Source organism: Microcoleus sp. B3-D2 (genome assembly GCF_036705345.1).
Lineage (GTDB): Bacteria > Cyanobacteriota > Cyanobacteriia > Cyanobacteriales > Microcoleaceae > Microcoleus.
On sequence record NZ_JAUBUG010000028.1, the window covers coordinates 50,615 to 66,791 of the forward strand.

General features: G+C 45.7%; 15 protein-coding genes. 8 read left to right on the plus strand and 7 right to left on the minus strand.

The genetic code is table 11. From position 1 onward, the window contains the following. The first annotated feature begins 265 nt into the window (after positions 1–265). The 7 genes from QUB14_RS12875 (at position 266) to pstB (ending at position 7,742) form a co-directional block, all read left to right on the plus strand. On the plus strand, positions 266–889 hold the full coding sequence (locus tag QUB14_RS12875) for a hypothetical protein (protein WP_333217344.1): 624 nt from the start codon (positions 266–268) through the stop codon (positions 887–889). Positions 890–1,213: 324 nt separating this feature from the next. Beyond that, a complete protein-coding gene (locus QUB14_RS12880; RefSeq protein ID WP_333217345.1) occupies positions 1,214–2,365 on the plus strand; it encodes a sulfate ABC transporter substrate-binding protein in 1,152 nt (383 codons plus the stop codon). Positions 2,366–2,657: 292 nt separating this feature from the next. Then, positions 2,658–3,944, plus strand: coding sequence for an RNA-guided endonuclease IscB (gene iscB / locus QUB14_RS12885; RefSeq protein WP_333217346.1), 1,287 nt, complete (start codon positions 2,658–2,660; stop codon positions 3,942–3,944). 99 nt (positions 3,945–4,043) lie between these two features. After that, entirely contained in the window at positions 4,044–5,033 is a 990-nt protein-coding gene (locus QUB14_RS12890) for a PstS family phosphate ABC transporter substrate-binding protein (protein ID WP_333217347.1), read from the plus strand. Between the two features lie 18 nt (positions 5,034–5,051). Beyond that, a complete protein-coding gene (pstC, locus tag QUB14_RS12895; RefSeq protein ID WP_333217348.1) occupies positions 5,052–5,996 on the plus strand; it encodes a phosphate ABC transporter permease subunit PstC in 945 nt (314 codons plus the stop codon). A gap of 5 nt (positions 5,997–6,001) precedes the next feature. Continuing rightward, entirely contained in the window at positions 6,002–6,898 is an 897-nt protein-coding gene (pstA, locus tag QUB14_RS12900) for a phosphate ABC transporter permease PstA (RefSeq protein ID WP_333217349.1), read from the plus strand. Between the two features lie 37 nt (positions 6,899–6,935). Then, complete coding sequence (gene pstB, locus QUB14_RS12905) at positions 6,936–7,742, plus strand: phosphate ABC transporter ATP-binding protein PstB (protein ID WP_333217350.1); 807 nt, start codon at positions 6,936–6,938, stop codon at positions 7,740–7,742. A 204-nt stretch (positions 7,743–7,946) separates the two neighbouring features. Here the strand turns inward: pstB and metH are convergent, their stop codons facing one another. Further along, complete coding sequence (gene metH / locus QUB14_RS12910; RefSeq protein ID WP_333217351.1) at positions 7,947–11,498, minus strand: methionine synthase; 3,552 nt, start codon at positions 11,496–11,498, stop codon at positions 7,947–7,949. Positions 11,499–11,568: 70 nt separating this feature from the next. Here metH and QUB14_RS12915 point away from each other — a divergent pair, with 70 nt between their 5' ends. Beyond that, the gene (locus QUB14_RS12915) at positions 11,569–11,784 is read left to right on the plus strand and encodes a hypothetical protein (protein WP_333217352.1); all 216 of its coding nucleotides are present in this window, start codon (positions 11,569–11,571) and stop codon (positions 11,782–11,784) included. A 111-nt stretch (positions 11,785–11,895) separates the two neighbouring features. On the opposite strand, the gene QUB14_RS12920 is transcribed toward QUB14_RS12915, so the two are convergent. From QUB14_RS12920 to ispE, 6 genes are all read right to left on the minus strand, one after another. After that, a complete protein-coding gene (locus tag QUB14_RS12920) occupies positions 11,896–12,654 on the minus strand; it encodes a hypothetical protein (RefSeq protein ID WP_333217353.1) in 759 nt (252 codons plus the stop codon). A gap of 105 nt (positions 12,655–12,759) precedes the next feature. Continuing rightward, positions 12,760–13,440 carry a dual OB domain-containing protein gene (locus QUB14_RS12925; protein ID WP_333217354.1) on the minus strand — a complete coding sequence of 227 codons (681 nt, stop codon included), beginning with the start codon at positions 13,438–13,440 and terminating at the stop codon, positions 12,760–12,762. 72 nt (positions 13,441–13,512) lie between these two features. After that, positions 13,513–13,965, minus strand: a complete 453-nt coding sequence (locus QUB14_RS12930; RefSeq protein WP_333217355.1) for a DUF488 domain-containing protein — start codon at positions 13,963–13,965, stop codon at positions 13,513–13,515. Next, entirely contained in the window at positions 13,943–14,569 is a 627-nt protein-coding gene (locus QUB14_RS12935; protein ID WP_333217356.1) for a DUF488 domain-containing protein, read from the minus strand. Before QUB14_RS12935 ends, QUB14_RS12930 begins: the two co-directional genes overlap by 23 nt. A 75-nt stretch (positions 14,570–14,644) precedes the next feature. Further along, entirely contained in the window at positions 14,645–14,998 is a 354-nt protein-coding gene (locus QUB14_RS12940) for a DUF3082 domain-containing protein (RefSeq protein WP_333188503.1), read from the minus strand. A 183-nt stretch (positions 14,999–15,181) separates the two neighbouring features. Further along, positions 15,182–16,159 carry a 4-(cytidine 5'-diphospho)-2-C-methyl-D-erythritol kinase gene (gene ispE, locus QUB14_RS12945; protein WP_333217357.1) on the minus strand — a complete coding sequence of 326 codons (978 nt, stop codon included), beginning with the start codon at positions 16,157–16,159 and terminating at the stop codon, positions 15,182–15,184. Positions 16,160–16,177 lie beyond the last annotated feature (18 nt).

Consider the following 16,177-nt stretch of genomic DNA (forward strand, 5'->3'; position numbering starts at 1 on the left):
TCTTTCCTGTATAAGTCCGCATTTCCTGTATACGTCCGGAAACTTTTCTAACGGGATAAAATATTCATCACTTATCAGTCATAAATCATCAATGATTCGCTAATAGCGGCGGGCTGGTGGGTGATGACTTTTTCGTTTATTTCTTCAGACATAGAGACTGGTTCTTTCCCCAGGCAGATATACTTTCTATCAATCTCAGCCATAATTCATGCTTAGTTGAAAGATGGTTAAAAATTAAAGCAACTCTCAGAGGAAAGAAAAACCTATGTCATACGTAAATAGACCTGTAGATAACGTTGGTACCGAACCCGTAGTTGTGAATTCAATGATGGAATACCACGATCGAGTACGTTGGGGCCCGATTTTTTCTGGTTTGGTAATTGCGATCGCCACGCAATTAGTATTAAGTGCATTGGGCGCTGCGATCGGGTTGAGCAGCATTGCTGGTTCAGGAGCTCCGCGCAGTATTTCAGGGGACGTGGGTGCCAACGTCGGAATTTGGTCAATTATCAGTTTGTTAATTAGCTTGGCAGTTGGCGGTTGGGTAACTGCTCGCGCTTGCGGCCCGATGAACCGCAACACAGCACTTTTAAACGGAGCAATTTTGTGGGCAACTACCTTAACAATTGGCTCTTGGCTGTTAGCAAATGGCGTGGCCGGCACTTTTGGCGTAATAGCTGCGAATGCGGGAGAAGCAATTAATCAAGCGCAGCAGGGCGGGGTCGATTTGCCGAACCGAGCACCTAACGTATCTGCTCAGGATGCTCGCAATCTTGCTGGTAATGGTGCAAAAGCTGGTTGGTCGTTCTTGTTCGGCTCGCTATTGGGTTTAGTTGCTTCGATGGTAGGAGCATCTGCCGGTGCGCGCACTCCTCGGAATTACTCGTAAAAGTTTCGTCAGACACGGAAAGTTCTATATTCATGAAAGCACTTTTTTCAAGGTGCTTTTTTGTTGGTTTCTCGTTCCCAAGTTCTACCGGGGAACGCATTTCTTGAGGCTCTGCCTCCAGGTTTTTAAAGCTAGTCAGTTCTAACTGTTTAGCGAGCACGGCGGGCGGGTGTGAGTTTGGACTCTTTGTCATGGTAGCGCTAGGTTAAGACAATTTATTAAAAAAATATTAAGAAAACTCAAGACTCTAATTTGAGGACTTTATACTCCTAAGAGTAACTACGAAAACTTGATAGAAATACCGTAGTTAAAGAAAATGTATCGGTGAATCAACAACAAGTTTGGCAAAATTCAGTGACTTCGATCGTTCAGTCTCTAAAATTTGCGATCGCAGCCAGTTCCCAATTGGTGCGATTTTCAGGGCAATTTCTCAAAAAAGCCCAGCATCTAGGACGCTCAGTCCAAGCGTACATCGTCTTGTTTTTACTAGGTGTAATTCTAACTGCGTCAATTGCTGCTTGCTCTGCAGCGAGTGGGGCCAATCAAAGCGAGGTCAAGCTCAACCTAGTTTCCTTCTCAGTGACGAAAGCGGCCCATGACCAAATCGTCCCTAAATTTATTGAAAAGTGGAAGAAAGAGCACAACCAAAACGTCATTTTTGAACGCAGTTATGGCGGGTCTTTAGCGCAAACCGACGAGATCATTGCCGGCAAACAAGAAGCCGATGTGGTGCATCTTGCCCTCCCATTGGATGTGGTTCGCATCGAAGAAGCTGGTTTGATTAATTTTGGCTGGGAGGACAGAGTTCCTAGACGGGCAGTAGTTAGTCATTCTGTGGCGGCAATTGTCACCCGAGAAGGCAACCCCAAAAATATTCAAACTTGGGCAGATTTAGCCAACGAAGATGTAAACGTGATTGCAGCAAATCCTCAAACATCGGGTATTGGTGTTTGGCAATTGTTAGGTCTGTGGGGGTCAGTAACCCAAGAAGGAGGCGAACCTGAACAAGCCCTTGATTTTGTGGGCAAAGTCTATAAAAAGATTCCCACCCTAACCAAAGATGCCCGCGAAGCCAGCGACTTATTCTTCCAACAAGGTCAGGGAGATGCCTTAATCACCTATGAAAATGAAGTGATTTTAGCTGGAACGAACGGACCAAAAACCAGTTACTTTGTTCCTCCCCTCAATATCTCTATCGATAATCCCGTGGCAATAGTTGATAAAAACGTTGATAAGCATGGAACGAGAGAAGTGGCAGCAGCCTTTGTCGATTTTCTCTATTCAGACGAAGCTCAGCAAGAATTCGCCAAATTAGGCTACCGTTCGGTCAATCCCTTTATCGCTCAAGGCGGACAGGTGCAATTTCCCCCAATTAAAACTTTGTTCAATGCTCAAGATTTAGGAGGGTGGCCTTCGATCAAAGAGAAGTTTTTTGCAAACGGTGCCATCTTTGACCAAATTAAGGGAAAGTTCTGAACCTAAACGCCTAATTCACTTTCATTTTTCCAAACTTACACTCAAATGCTGTCAACAACCCACCACTGACCCTACGGGTACAGTGGGGGCTTGAAATACAGCCCTAGTTGACCAGACTCAGGTAGAAATACCTCCGTTTAAGGCAAGTGTTAAAGTTCCTACCTTGGGATGCGTAGCTAGTTCCAAGCTCTAGAACTCAAAAGTTAAACAGTCATTTGGGAGACAGTGCTTTTGAGATAGTACCGACCTTAAACATTGTCAAAGCTAACATTACCCGCAAGGAGACTCACGAGTGAGTAAAGTTTTCGTTTTAGACACCAACAAACAGCCTCTTAATCCTATCCATCCAGGTAGGGCAAGAATGCTGTTATTTCAAGGGAAAGCTGCTGTATTTCGCCGCTACCCTTTCACCGTGATACTGAAGGAGGAGGCGATCGACTCAAAGATAGACTCGCTACGAGTCAAAATTGACCCTGGAGCGAAAACCACTGGGCTAGCACTTGTCAACGACAGCACTGGAGAAGTTGTCTGGGTAGCCGAGTTACAACATAGAGGGTTTCAGGTTCGGGATGCTTTAACTTCACGACGCCAGTTAAGACGCTCGCGCCGCAACCGCAAAACCCGTTATCGCAAGCCTCGTTTCCTCAATCGCACCCGTCCTCAAGGCTGGTTGCCACCATCTTTAAGTAGTCGAGTTGCTAACATCCTAACCTGGGTTAAGCGCCTGTCATCATTGTGTCAAATTACTGCTGTCTCTCAAGAGTTGGTCAGATTTGACACTCAACAGATGCAGGATGCTGAAATTAGCGGAGTTGGTTATCAGCAGGGAACTTTGGCGGGATACGAGATTCGCGAGTTTCTGTTGTTCAAGTGGAATAGAACCTGCGCCTACTGCGGGGCAAAAGACACTCCTCTTGAGATTGAGCATATAAATCCTCGGTCAAAAGGAGGTTCTAATCGAGTCAGCAATCTATGTCTAGCCTGCGTTCCTTGTAATCAGAAGAAAGAAAGTCAGGATATCAAGGATTTCCTGAAAGGTCAGCCTGACTTACTCAAACGCATCTTGTCCCAAGCTAAAAAACCGTTAGCTGATACGGCAGCCGTCAATGCAACTCGATGGAAGTTGTACGAAAGCCTCAAGAAAACAGGTTTACCTGTTGAGGTTGGCACAGGTGGGCTTACCAAATACAACCGAACTGTTCGGGGCTTAGGCAAGACTCACTATTGGGATGCTACTTGCGTTGGAGCATCCACGCCAGAGCAGTTAATCACAGCAGGTGTTAACAAGATGCTTATTGCTGCTAAAGGTCACGGAACCCGTCAGCAATGCCGTACTGACAGATTAGGGTTTCCGATTCGTTATTGCTCTAGAACCAAGTTTCACAAAGGGTTTCAGACAGGGGACATTGTTAAGGCAGTTGTCACCGCAGGGAAGAAACCAGGGACTTACGTTGGGCGGGTAGCAACTCGTGCCACAGGTAGTTTCAATATTTCAACACCTGATGGGCTGGTTCAAGGAATCAGTCATAAGTATTGCAAACATATTCACAAAAAGGACGGTTATTTCTATGCACAGTAACTTGGATATTTTAGGGGGATTGACCTCCATAAAATATCCCCCGTTTCCTCCCACCGCTGACCCTACGGGTACAGCGGGGGTCTCCACGGGGGTAGAAAGATGAAATTTTCTCGTTTGTTTTACCTAATCCCTCTCATCGTCATGGGCAACCTGATGACGAGTTGTGGCAATTCAGGAGATAAGGAACAGCAAATCAGTATTGATGGTGGTGCTGTGGGCTTTAGCGTTTCCCTCGCCGTCGCCGAAGAATACCAAAAACTTTATCCCAATGCCCAAGTCAGCGTCGCGGCCAGTGGCACAGGGGGAGGGTTTAGCAAGTTTTGCGCTGGAAACCTTGAGATTGCGGGGGCTTCTCGCACCATTAGAGAGGAAGAAATCAAAAAATGTGCCGACAAAGGAATCGAATTTATTGAACTGCCGATGGCTCTTGATGGTCTTGCGGTAGTGGTTAATAAGGAAAATAACTTTGCCAAATGTCTAACGATTAAAGAATTAGACATAATGTGGAATGCCAAATCCGAAGGCAAGATTACCAGTTGGAAGCAAATCAATCCCGACTTTCCCGACGAAAAACTGTTGCTGTTTGCCCCTCCTTCCGATACAGGAACCTTTGATTATTTCACCCAAGCCGTAACGGGTAAAAGGAAAAATAGCCGTACCGACTTTACCCCCAGTCGCAACCAAAATACTCTCGTTCAAGGGGTGATTGGCAATAAATCGGGAGTGGCCTATCTGGGAATTGCCTTCTTGCTCCAAAACCAAGACAAATTGAACGGGGTGGCGATTGAAAATGCGGATGGAAAATGTGTTAAACCAGTTCCCCTTGATAACGTTCTGAGAAATATCTATAGCCCCCTCTCTCGCCCGCTCTTTATCTACGTCAATAAAAAAGCCCTTGAAACCAATTCTTCCCTTGAAAGATTCGTGAAATTCTATTTAGAAAATTCTTGGAAATGGGTAGATGGTGTGGGCTATGTGGCGTTACCCGATGAAGCTTATGTGAAAACTAAGCAAAAATTTGAGCGGCGTGAAACCGGAACGAAATTCAAAAAAGCCAAACCCGGTGAACCCATTACTAACTTTATTTAAGGAGGAAATCTCAAGCCCATGACCCTAACTCCTAGTTCCTTTGATGACTCCCTTTTCGCTGCGGATGACTCCTTGCTTAAGAAGTCTTCGGAAGATGTCCCAGAAAAGATTATTAGTGCGGTTTTATTTGCCTGTGCCTTCGTGTCCGTTGCCACAACCTTTGGTATTGTCTGGATCATTTTCCAAGAGACTTTGGGTTTTTTCCAAGAAGTTTCTTTAGCCCAGTTTTTTCTGGATCCCCGATGGACTCCGCTGTTTGCCGATGCCCATTTTGGCATCTGGCCGCTGCTGAACGGAACGTTTTTAACCTCTGCGATCGCTATGGCTGTGGCGGTTCCTTTGGGTTTGTCTTCAGCCATTTACCTGAGTGAATATGCCCAACCGAAAGTGGCAGCCGTGTTACGCCCTGCTGTGGAGTTATTGGGGGGAATTCCCACAGTAGTTTATGGCTACTTTGCTTTGCTGTTTGTCACTCCGGTTCTGCGGCATCTTTTCCCCTTAGAGATTTTTAATGCCCTCAGCGCTGGGTTAATGATGGGCATTATGATCACCCCCACAGTCGGTTCCATCAGCTTAGATGCCATTCAATCCGTTCCCCGTTCTCTGCGGGATGGTTCCTATGCCTTGGGCATTACCAAACTAGAAACCATTTTTAAAGTGGTGCTTCCGTCAGCCTTGTCTGGGATTATGGCTTCGATTATTTTAGGCGTTTCCCGCGCAGTGGGAGAAACCATGACCGTTCTGATTGCGGCTGGATCGCAGCCTCGCCTCACTTGGAATTTCATGGAATCCGTCGCCACCCTGACCGCTTTTATGGCGGAGATTTCGGGGGGAGATAGTCCCAGGGGTAGCCTCAGTTTTAAGACTTTGTATGCGGTGGGAGCAGTTCTGTTCGTGATTACATTGGCTCTCAATATGGCCAGCTTCTGGATTTCTAGTCGCTTTAAGGAAAAATACGACTGATTGCTATGCTTAAATCAACTCCAACAAACAATTCCGTCAACACTGCTGAATTTACCGATAACCTAGAACGTCGAGAAGCGATCGGTAAAGTCTTTGAGTATCTATTCTTAATTGGGTTACTCATCGGTTTATTTGTCCTCGGCTTACTGGTTCTTAATATCCTTCATGATGGACTTGGCAGATTGCTAACACCGGGGTTTCTCACGGAAACGCCTTCCCGTTTTGCCGAACGCGGAGGTATCCGTCCAGCCATTATTGGGAGTTTCTTTCTGGGACTGATCGTCCTTCTGGTTGCGGTTCCCATTGGGGTAGGGGCTGCTTTGTACCTAGAGGAATACGCCCCTAAAAAGTGGTGGACTGCCGTCATTGAGATAAATATCGGGAATTTAGCGGGGATTCCTTCTATTGTCTATGGCTTACTGGGTTTAGGGGTCTTTAACTATTTACTAGGGTTTGGGCCTACCTTGATTTCGGGGGCATTAACCCTTGCCCTCTTGTCTTTACCTGTGATTATCGTCACGGCGAGGGAGGCCATCCGCGCCGTTCCCGATTCCCTGAGAAATGCTTCCTATGGACTGGGAACTACCAAATGGCAAACCATTCAACACCATGTCTTACCCTATGCCATTCCGGGAATTCTTACGGGGGTGATTATTTCTGTCTCCCGCGCCATGGGGGATGCTGCTTCTTTGGTGGTCGTGGGTGCTGTCAGTTTCCTCACGTTTAATCCGGGTTTGTTCCAACGATTTATGGCGTTACCGATTCAAATTTTTAGCTATATTACTCGTCCTGAACCAGGGTTTGCCAATGCAGCCGCAGCGACGATTATTGTGCTGATTATCTTGATTTTGGCGCTCAATGCCGTCGCTATCTATTTGCGTCAACGCTATTCCATCCATTAATTAACGTGAGTTGTCAAGATTAAGGAGACCATTTCAGATGACTAACAGTAAAGCCCACCTCAACACGGATGATAGCGTGTTTGATGCAGAAGGCATAAAGGTTTATTACAGTGGCTTTTTAGCCCTGGTCGATGTCTATATCAAAATTCCCCGTCAAAAAATTGTGGCTTTTATCGGCCCTTCAGGGTGTGGCAAAAGTACCTTATTGCGTTGCTTCAATCGCATGAATGATTTAATCCCTGCTGCCAAGGTGGAAGGGAAACTCATTTACCGCAGCCGTAATATTTACGATGCGCAAGTGAATCCCGTCAAATTGCGGCGACAAGTGGGAATGGTTTTTCAAAGACCGAATCCGTTTCCCAAGAGCATTTATGAAAATATTGCCTATGCCCCCAGAACCAACGGATATCAAGGAAATCTGGATGAATTAGTGGAATCTTCCCTCAAACAAGCAGCTCTCTGGAATGAGGTCAAGGATAAGCTGAAAGATAAAGGAACGGCGTTATCTGGGGGACAACAACAACGGCTTTGTATTGCCCGCGCGATCGCCATGAAACCCGATGTTTTATTGATGGATGAACCTTGCTCTGCTCTCGACCCCATTTCTACGCGACAGGTCGAAGAACTGTGCTTAGAACTGAAGGAACGATACACAATTATTACAGTGACTCACAATATGCAGCAAGCCTCAAGAATCGCAGATGCGACGGCTTTTTTCAATACAGAAACGGACGATCAAGGCAAACGGCGCGGCAAATTGGTGGAGTTTGGTTCCACTGAACAAATTTTCGGTTCTCCCCAAACCAAAGAAGCCGAAGAGTACATTAGTGGACGCTTTGGTTAAACGCAAGTGCCAGATTTAGGCGTTACGCATTGTCAGCAATGACATTACCTTCTGGACCAATACTCCGGACAGTTTTTGGAACGATACTACAAGCTTTACGGCTGTAAGTGGAACCAGAGAATCCGGATCTGCGTTACCAGGAAGAGCCTGGTAACGAGTATAATTCACTTCACCCAGGAATGTGCGCGCGGCGCACCCTAGAAATTAAGCGGTGAAGTATTTTGCTGCTGGGTGATAGGTGATAATTGCGGTTGTTGATTGTTCGGGATAAAGTTGTTCGCTTTCATCCATGTAGAGGTTGATGCGATCGCACTTTAACAATTCCAGTTGCTTGTACTGATCCGCCATGTTCGGACAAGCAGGATAGCCGAAACTGTACCGCGAACCGCGATATCTTTGCGCTAGCATATCGCGAATGTTGTCCGGTTCTTCGCTACCAAAACCCAATTCCCGGCGAATTCGCGCGTGAGTCCATTCTGCTATTGCTTCCGCTGTCTGAACCGCTAATCCGTGAAAGTAGAGATAGTCGGTATATTGATTGTTAGCAAAGAGCTTTTGCGCGTACTCTGTAGCAATTTCTCCCACTGTTGCTACTTGCATCGGAAATACATCGATTTTACCGGATTCTTTGGGCGCGAAGAAGTCGGCAATGCACAGCCTGCGCGCCGATTTTTGCCGGGGAAATGTGAATGTTGCAGCGGGTGTCGATACATCTTGCCCGTTATTCATAATTTCCGGGTCGTACAAATGCAAAGAATTACCTTCAGCTTGACAGGGAAAATACCCGTAAATTGCTTGCGGGTGCAGTAACTTTTCCGTAAGAATTTTGTGTTTCCACTCTTCCAATATCGGATAAACTGTTTCAGCCAAGAAAGTATCGTATTCTTCCCGCGATTGGTCTTTTGGCTTGCGGAACTGCCACTGACCGGCAACTAAAGCTTGCAAATCTAAGTGCCAGAAAATCTCCTCAAAGGGGATGTCTTCTCCCTGCAACAGTTTCGTTCCCCAGAAAGGAGGATTCGGGCGATCGATATCTGCTGCAACTGCTTCGGATCGCCTGGTATCTATCACCACAGGAGTGTCTGCTATCTTGGCATTTTCTCCAGAAGTTTCGGGCGCAGCTTTAGCTTCTTTAACCGCCCCATTCTCCTGCCCTATTTCATCTAAAAATCCTTGCAAATCTTCCCATTTACCCGCAGATTTCGCAGGCATGAGTTTGTCCATAAAGTGCAAGTCGGAAAACGCATCTTTGCCGTAAACGACTTTACCTTTGTAGGTATTTTGGCAGTCTTCATGTACAAATTTGGGAGTCAAAGCCGCGCCGCCCAAAATTACCGGGACGGTGATTCCTTTCTGGTTGAATACTTCCAGATTTTCTTTCATGAATGCGGTGGATTTTACCAGCAAGCCACTCATGGCAATACAGTCGGCTTGGTGCTTTTCGTAGGCTTCGATGATATTGTCAACCGACTGTTTAATACCCAAGTTGATCACTCGGTAGCCGTTGTTTGATAGGATAATATCAACCAAGTTTTTGCCGATGTCGTGAACGTCGCCCTTGACAGTAGCGATGATGAATGTTCCTTTGGCGTTGTCCCCGGATTCGGACTTTTCCATGTACGGTTCTAAATAGGCAACTGCCGCTTTCATTGTTTCGGCTGACTGCAATACAAATGGCAGTTGCATTTGTCCCGAACCGAACAATTCTCCGACTACTTTCATGCCGTCTAGCAAGAAGGTATTGATAATGTGGAGGGGCGGATAGGTTTCTAATGCTTTGGCGAGTTGGATGTCGAGCCCAATGCGTTCGCCGTCGATGATGTGCTGCTTGAGGCGTTCTTCGACGGGGAGGTTTGCGTCTTCTGTACGATCGCGCTTGGTAGTTTTGCCCGCAAACACCGTTGTCAGGTCGCCCAAGGGGTCGTAAACGCAAATATCGCCGTCAAACTCCCGTTCGTCGTAAATGAGTTTACGGCAGATTTCTTGGTGTTGGGGGTCGATTTTGGCGAGGGGCAAAATCTTATTAGCGCTGACAATTGCCGAGTCCATCCCCGCTTGCATCGCTTCGTGCAAAAACATGGAATTCAAAACTTGCCGCGCCGCCGGATTCAAGCCGAAGGAAATGTTAGAAACTCCTAAAATTACGTGACAACCGGGCAATTCTTGGCGAATGCGGCGGATCGATTCGATGGTAGCTTTGCCGTTTTTTCTGTCTTCTTCAATCCCGGTAGAAATTGGCAATGCTAGGGTATCAAAAAAGATTTCCTCGGGGGGAATTCCGTAGGCGACGGCGGCGTTATAGGCGCGCTGGGCGATCGCAAATTTTTGGTCGGCCGTTCTCGCCATCCCGTCTTCGTCAATTGTCCCGATAACTATGCCCGCGCCGTATTTTTTCGCTAACTCCAAAACTTGATAAAAACGCGGTTCTCCGTCTTCGTAGTTAGTGGAATTCAGCAAACATTTGCCGCCCGCAACTTTTAAGCCTGCTTCCATCTTTTCCCATTCGGTGGAATCCAGCATTAAAGGGAGAGTTGCATTAGTCACAACGCGGGAAACTAATTCTTTCATGTCGCGCACGCCGTCGCGGCCGACATAATCAACGTTAACATCGAGAATGTGCGCGCCTTCTCGCACTTGTTCCCTAGCCATTGCTACTAAACCGTCCCAGTCTTCGGCGTTTAGCAAATCGCGGCATTTTTTGGAACCGCTGGCGTTGAGTCTTTCGCCGACAATTAAGAAGGAATTCTCTTGTTCGTAGGGTTGGGCGCTATAAATTGAGGCGGCGGATGGTTCCCAAGTAATTTCGCGGATTTTGGGTTTAAGAGTTTTGCCAATTTCTGCTAGTTCGCGGATGTGATCGTAGCGGGTGCCACAGCAGCCACCGATGACTTGCACGCCTAAGTCTTCGACAAAGCGCATCAAGGCCATTTTTAATTCTATTGGCGTCAGTTTGTAGTGCGCGTGTCCGCCGATGTTTTCGGGTAAACCAGCGTTGGGAACGCAGGAAACGACGAAGGGCGAATGTTCGGAAAGGTATTTGACGTGTTCGGCCATGCGATCGGGCCCGGTGGCGCAGTTGAGGCCTAAAATGTCGATCGGGTACGGCTGCAAAATGGCTAGGGCGGCGCTGATATCGGAACCGACTAACATTGTGCCGGTGGCTTCCATTGTGACTGATACCATTAACGGAATCCGCGCGCCTTTTTTCTTAAATACTTCTTCAATCGCATTTAATGCTGATTTAATTTGCAGCACATCTTGACAAGTTTCGACAATAAATAAGTCAACGCCGCCGTCATAAAGTCCTTCTGCTTGTTCGGTAAAAGCGGCGGTGAGAGTGTCAAAATCAATGTGTCCTAATGTGGGCAATTTGGTGCCTGGCCCGATCGATCCTGCGACAAATCTCGGTTTTTCTGGCGTAGAAAATTCGGCGGCGATACCCTTGGCGAGTTCGGCTGCAGTTTTGTTGAGATAATATGCTTTGTCTGCCAAATCGTACTCGGCGAGCACGATGGAAGCAGCGCCAAAGGTGTCTGTTTCGATGACATCGGCCCCTGCTTCGAGGAATCCCCGGTGCACGTTGGCGACGGCTTCCGGTTTCGTGTGGACGAGATATTCGTTGCAGCCTTCGTATTCTTTGCCGCCAAAGTCTTCTGCGGTGAGGTTTTGGACTTGCAGGTTGGTTCCCATTGCGCCGTCGAAGACGATGACGGGGCGTGAGGGGTGGTGGAGGCGATCGAGGAATCTGCTATTCATAAGCGGTAAAAAAAACGCAGGTGCTATATATTTACAATTTTATCTATTGTGCAATATTGTCAACAATTATGTGACTGTTGGCAAATGGCTAATTACTGAAGGATTTAATGCTGCTGACAATAGTTCGATCGTACCTGTAATTTTACCGATCGCCCTGGATAATTGTCAAAATTCTGTTGTGGGCGAGGCTGCGGGGGGAAAACGGGCGAGTTGTGAGGGATTTTTTCGCCTAACTGTTGAGGAATTTGGCGAAAATGCGATCGCCACAATTAAACGAGTCATATAGCAATCCTTGCAGGAGTCGTAAATTTTTACCCTACTCCAACCCTCCCCCAACCCGCTCGCTCGCCAGTAATAAATTCACAAATGATGCGAGGATTGCTATATAACTAAAGCATTAAGATTTCTTTCTCATGCTTTTGTTGGAAGCTCTTTTAGGCAGCCGCTTAATTTCACTTCCGCCTCCTTGAACTTCTACTTTTTTAATATTTTCTTCTACTTGTTCTATAATTTCCAAATCAACAATTTCAACCTCGCCACCGCTGATTTCTTCGTCTTCCTCAATCTCCTCCGAATTCTGTTGATTTGCGATTAACTGCCCCGCTAACCCAGAAGCTTGAACAGACAATTCTTCGATTTTTTCATTAATTTCAACTTCTCCACTCCGATGCTCAATTTCCGGGGTTACTATATATTTATCTTGAGAGTAAAAATAATCAAGTTCTTGACTAATTTCAGTTTCTCTGATTTCCTTGTCTACTAGCTGCATTGATAACTGCTGCTTTTCCCTTGACAATTCCTCAACCTTAGTCACAAGGATTCTAATCTGTTCGTTGAGAACGCGAATTTCTCGGTTTTGCTGCTGAATCATTTCTTCGGCATCAGCAATAGTTCGATTTCTCTCTAATATCACCTCATTTTTAGTTTCTAATTCCAAAGCGCTCATAGCCGCTTTAATTACATTATAAAAATGCGGCTTAGATACATCAACTTGTTTAGCATTATGGCGGCTTTTCCCCAAAAGTCCAATCTTTTCTCCCTGCTTAACAGCCAAAACAAAACCTTGATGATTTTTTATTTTTAATTCTTTGACAAAATCTACTTGAACTAAACTGCAAATATATTTGTGACAGTCAAAATAAAATTCTGCTTTCATCAAAAAGCACCCCTTTCTGCTACAGTCCCGCAGAATTATAGCATGAACAGACTTTTTGCGGGAAATAAAAAGAAATAAATAATCGATAGCCCATTTTGGTCAAAACTAAATTTCATCATCAACAACATCTTCCGGCAACTCTACCACACCCGCAATCAACTTCCAACAACGGTAACCTCCCTCCCAATTATCGCGCCGCCAAGGCATACCCAAACTCACTGTTACCAAACAAGCTTTTTGCGGTCGATACCCCAATTCTAACTTTATAATAAACACCGGATCGGTAATTGTTGCAGTCAATCTTTGACCATGCTGCGTGACAATAGAGCCTTTCCATTGATTACCACCTTTCTTTCTTTTAATTGGCTCGTTTACCGTAAATCTTACTGCTTTGACTAATTGCAAAGTTAGGCGATCGCACATTGGCAAAGACTGCATATATTCCACCGGAACAGATTCCAAATCGTTGTGCAGAATATATTTTTGACTATTGCAATATTTTAGCAAATATGCTGGCTGAACTTTCCCTACTTTCCGCCATTCTCCCGGTAAAACAGAAAGATTTTCACACGCAAAGCCGAAGTCCGGTCCCGTCTCTGCGAGAGGAATTTCTAGAACATCTAACAACGCGGGTTCAAGTCTATTGATCAGACACATTGCTTTAGGAATTTTGCCATCTGGTAAGTCGGAAACAGGACGCACCCACTTACCTTGAAGTTCATTAATTCCGGCGATGCACCTGTCGCGGTTTTTCCAGGAATTAGCGAGACAAATTATTTGAGTCATTCGATTTTAGATTTTAGATTTTAGATTTTAGATTTTAGATTCATGCGACACTGATATAGTATTTTTAATAAATTAAAGATGATTAATTGTGACATTTTTCCACTTCTCGCTGAGATATTCAGCAACTAAGCGGCGGTGACAATTATGAGGTTTTGGTTCGCTACAAAGCAGGCACCCGCGGTCTAAAAGATCCGATGAAACCTTGTGTTCAATTTGTCTATCGCCCATCAACTCCAAAAACTTCTGTTCATAAACATCCCAATCTCCCTTTTTCTTTTTATAATCATCCAAAATATCTTGAGTTGGCGCTAAATCGAGAATGTAAACGTACTCAATATTGCCAATTGTTCGCAAAAAATACTCTAAATCTTTCCGCTTAGCAAAACCCGCCAACTGCGACACATTATTCAGCCGCGTATCTATCACCCTGCGGACTCCCGCTTTTATCAAAGTATCAAAAAACTGCTCGGCGCTTTTTTGAGTAAAACCAATTGTAAATAAATTAATTGCTTTCTTTGCTGACATAAGCGATTTCCCATCCGTGACGATAATAAGCTGTTTCTAAATCAACCCTTTCAGTTTTAACATCAGGTTCTAATTCAAACAAGCTTAGCTGAATCGGCTCAGATTTTTTGGAACCTTTGTTAAACTTGCTCAAAAGTCTTTCTTCTAAATACTGGTGCGATTCTAAATTGCCATCTGACAGAATGTGATGAATTTGTAAATTAAATACTTTAAGTTTGTGGCAAACTAAAATAGTCCTATGACAAGTAATTGGATCTTTTTCCGCACACATTAAACTTATTTTATAATTGGCTGCGCCTTTGAGTAAGCGCTGAATTCCTTGCGAAAATAGAGGAGTTGCTGCTATGCGATCGTATAAAGCTTTACCGCTACTATCGTAACAGCTTAAATCCTCTGGCCGCGCGCCCAACTCTTTGCCTAAAAAAACATATTGAATGCCGACACTTGACAGAGAAGCTTTAATTTCGGATTTATTAAAATGAGGTAAATAGCGGCTAAAAGGATGCGATCGCAAGTCAGCAACCGCCGTAATTCCGTGTTGTTGCAGCAGCAAAACAAACGCTTCAATACTTAGATTGGAGTGTCCGATCGTAAATAATTCCATTGTTTCGATCTTACTATGCAGTCTTTGGCTTGCGGATGAAAGTTTGTGTAGCCCAGTTTTTGCAATTGGTAGACTTCAAGCTGTAGGTTTCTTTAGCAACTTTTGAATTAAAAGTTGCACAGCCAGCAGCATCAAACCCAAAGATGCAAAAGCAAAAACACCCGCACCCAAAGCTACAATTCCCATAACTAAAGTTCGCACAGCCGCGCCAATATTAATCGCAGTTACATTGTCAGAATGAATGGGCGAATTTGCAAAAGTTTGGACGATCGACAAAGTTAGCGCGTACAAAGCCGCCGCAAACCCGCCCGCGATCAGCGAACCCATCACGCACCGCAAAATCGTCGGCGGCGTGGAAGATGCAGAGGTTGCATCTCCAGCCGAACTCAGAGGTTTAGAAGTAGAATTTGGATTAGTTAAATCAGTCATTGCGATTTTAGATTTTAGATTTTAGATTTTAGATTTTTGGTTAATTTACCAAAACTAAAATCGGTGTTGCATGACATTTTATCAGTTCTTCGATCTCAATAGACTCTGCGAAAAGTTAGATTAATCTTGACCCTCGCCTGTTAGACACGTTTAACGGGCGATGGCGATCGCACCCTCTTCGAGTTACACCCTAGAAATCGGCGGTTTCGTCTCGTTTCCCTCCGAAAAAATCTGAATTCCAGTATTGCTAAACTGTGCTACCCAAAAATCCAAATCGGGAGAAGCGATCGCACTTTTAACCCGTTCCATAACTTGCTGAGCCTGCTCAGAAGACTCCGCCAGCGCAAACACCGTCGGCCCGGAACCCGACATCATCGTTCCCAAAGCGCCCGCCGACTCAAAAGCCTGCCGCAACTGCAACACCTGCGGGTACACGGGCAAAGCAACTTTTTCTAAATCGTTGTGCAGCAATTGACCAATTTTCGATCGATCTTTTTGGGCGATCGCCCCCACCATCGGGCCCGAATGCAGCCGTTCCCGGCGGCACCCCAAATCTTCCGCTGCACAATAGGAACTACTGAACTGCTGGCGATAAGTTTGATACGACCATGCCGTAGAAATACTGAGATTGCGGTACTTCGCCAAAACCACAGAAAAGCCCGCCAAATCAGGCAGAGGCGAGAGTTTATCCCCGCGACCAGTTGCCAAAGCCGTACCTCCCGCAATGCAAAAAGGCACATCCGAACCCAAAGTTCCCCCCAATTCTTGCAACTCCGACTGAGTAAGTCCCAATTGCCACAGCAAATCCATCCCGACTAAAACCGCAGCCGCATTTGCCGAACCGCCGGCAAGCCCCGCCGCCACTGGAATCTGCTTGTGAATGGCAATCTCGACTCCGCCGTATTTCGCCAAAGCATCGGGGAATTGCTTCGCCAACAAATCCGCCGCCCGGTAGGCGAGGTTATTCTTATCAGGAGGGACTTGCGGGTGATCGCAGCGCACGCGAATCGTGTCCGTACCAATCGCGCGCAAGTCAATTCGATCGGCTAAATCTATGCTTTGAAGTACCATCGCCAGTTCGTGATATCCGTCGGGGCGATCGCCTATGATTTCCAAATACAGATTGATTTTGGCTGAAGCTAGCAGAGAATATGAACGCATAGGTGATTAAGCCGCAGG

Coding starts and splice junctions, on each gene's coding strand:
- QUB14_RS12875 (WP_333217344.1), top strand. CDS start 266: ATGTCATACGTAAATAGACCTGTAGATAACGTTGGTACCGAACCCGTA.
- QUB14_RS12890 (WP_333217347.1), top strand. CDS start 4,044: ATGAAATTTTCTCGTTTGTTTTACCTAATCCCTCTCATCGTCATGGGC.
- pstC (WP_333217348.1), top strand. CDS start 5,052: ATGACCCTAACTCCTAGTTCCTTTGATGACTCCCTTTTCGCTGCGGAT.
- pstA (WP_333217349.1), top strand. CDS start 6,002: ATGCTTAAATCAACTCCAACAAACAATTCCGTCAACACTGCTGAATTT.
- pstB (WP_333217350.1), top strand. CDS start 6,936: ATGACTAACAGTAAAGCCCACCTCAACACGGATGATAGCGTGTTTGAT.
- metH (WP_333217351.1), bottom strand. CDS start 11,498: ATGAATAGCAGATTCCTCGATCGCCTCCACCACCCCTCACGCCCCGTC.
- QUB14_RS12920 (WP_333217353.1), bottom strand. CDS start 12,654: ATGAAAGCAGAATTTTATTTTGACTGTCACAAATATATTTGCAGTTTA.
- QUB14_RS12925 (WP_333217354.1), bottom strand. CDS start 13,440: ATGACTCAAATAATTTGTCTCGCTAATTCCTGGAAAAACCGCGACAGG.
- QUB14_RS12930 (WP_333217355.1), bottom strand. CDS start 13,965: ATGTCAGCAAAGAAAGCAATTAATTTATTTACAATTGGTTTTACTCAA.
- QUB14_RS12935 (WP_333217356.1), bottom strand. CDS start 14,569: ATGGAATTATTTACGATCGGACACTCCAATCTAAGTATTGAAGCGTTT.
- QUB14_RS12940 (WP_333188503.1), bottom strand. CDS start 14,998: ATGACTGATTTAACTAATCCAAATTCTACTTCTAAACCTCTGAGTTCG.
- ispE (WP_333217357.1), bottom strand. CDS start 16,159: ATGCGTTCATATTCTCTGCTAGCTTCAGCCAAAATCAATCTGTATTTG.